Source organism: Mesorhizobium sp. M7A.F.Ca.CA.002.05.1.1 (assembly GCF_003998335.1).
GTDB lineage: Bacteria > Pseudomonadota > Alphaproteobacteria > Rhizobiales > Rhizobiaceae > Mesorhizobium.
In genome coordinates, this window is sequence record NZ_RZQI01001238.1 from 1 (window position 1) to 1,311 (window position 1,311).

The following is a 1,311-nucleotide window of genomic DNA, read 5'->3' on the forward strand; positions in this document are numbered from 1 at the left end:
GTCGTCATCAGCCATGGCTCGATGTCGGCGGCGTCGAGGCTGAGCTTGCCCTTGGCGGCGAAGCCTTGCGGCGTATCGGCGATCGTCCCCTCGAAACCCGCCTTGAAGTCGTTGCCGGCAAGGCTGAAATTCGTCGTCAGGCCGCCGCCGAGCGTACCCTTGGCCTGAATGTCGGTGCTCGCCTCGCCCAGCATGCCGAGCGGCAGTGCCGGCAGGCCGTAGAGGGCCAGCAGCGTGGTGGCATCAGGGTTTTTGGCATTGAAGGTAAGCGCCACCGGCGCTTCGAGAAGCTTGTCCACCGCCCCCTTTCCCGACAGCGATGCGGAAAAGGCCGAGCCGCCGGCCTTGCCTTGTCCGCTCACCGCCAGGCCCGTGGTGCCGTCGCCATTGTCGGCCGCACTCGCCACGAGGCCGACACGCGCATCCTGGAACCGCTCGGGATAGGCTGCGGCACGGCTCGCCAGTCCCTTGAGCACGGCGCTGTCGGGATAATGCCGGGCGGCGACGTCGATCAGCGGCTTCAGATCGACGGCAACCACCGATGCATCGAGCTTGCCGGTCGGGCTCGCCGGGAAATCCTTGATCCTGCCGGTGGCGCTGATCGAGGCGCCGGCCAGCCCGCCCACCGACAGCCGGTCGATTTCGAGCAGCCCGTCGCGCAGCCTGAGCGCCGTGTCGACGGTATCCGCGGTCAACCCGCCAGCGTTGACCGGCCCTGCCTTGATCTGGAAATCGAGGTCGCGGTCGGCAAAGCGATTGGCGCCCTTGTCGCTGACGAAGATCGAGGCGAAGGCCGCCAGCCCGTCGACATCGAGGTCGCCCCCTTCGAGACGCATCAGCACTGAGGGCTTGGCATCGTCGGGCTGGCTGGAATCGATGCGGCCGGAAAACTTCGCCTTGCCCAGGATCAATTCGAGATCGCTGAAGGCCTGGCGCTTCTGCGAGAGGTCGACCTTGGCCTTGAAGCCGGCGGCAGGGAGACGGCGGATCGCCTCGTCGACATCCTTCGACAGCCAGGCGGCAAAGCCGGAGGGTTGCGCCACGGCCAGCAGCAGCGAGCCGTTGAAGCCGAAATGACCCTCCAAATTGAGCACGAGCATGCCATCGGCTTCCAACGTGGTGCGGCCGGGCAAGGTCGCGGCAAGCGATTTCACCGACCAGCCGCCATCGACCGGCTCGGCGGAAAGATGCACGTCGCGCACCGTGGTGTCGCCGACCACCACCGCCGGCAGCTTGACCTCGACAGTGCCGGGAATGGTCGGCCTCGGCATGTCGAGCAGCGCCTGCTCAAACGCCGCGATGCGCTGATCC

At 66.9% G+C, this 1,311-nt stretch carries 1 pseudogene; it reads right to left on the minus strand.

The annotated features are described in order from the left end of the window. Window positions 1–1,311 (minus strand): annotated as a pseudogene (locus EN939_RS34475) (AsmA protein); the annotation flags it as partial.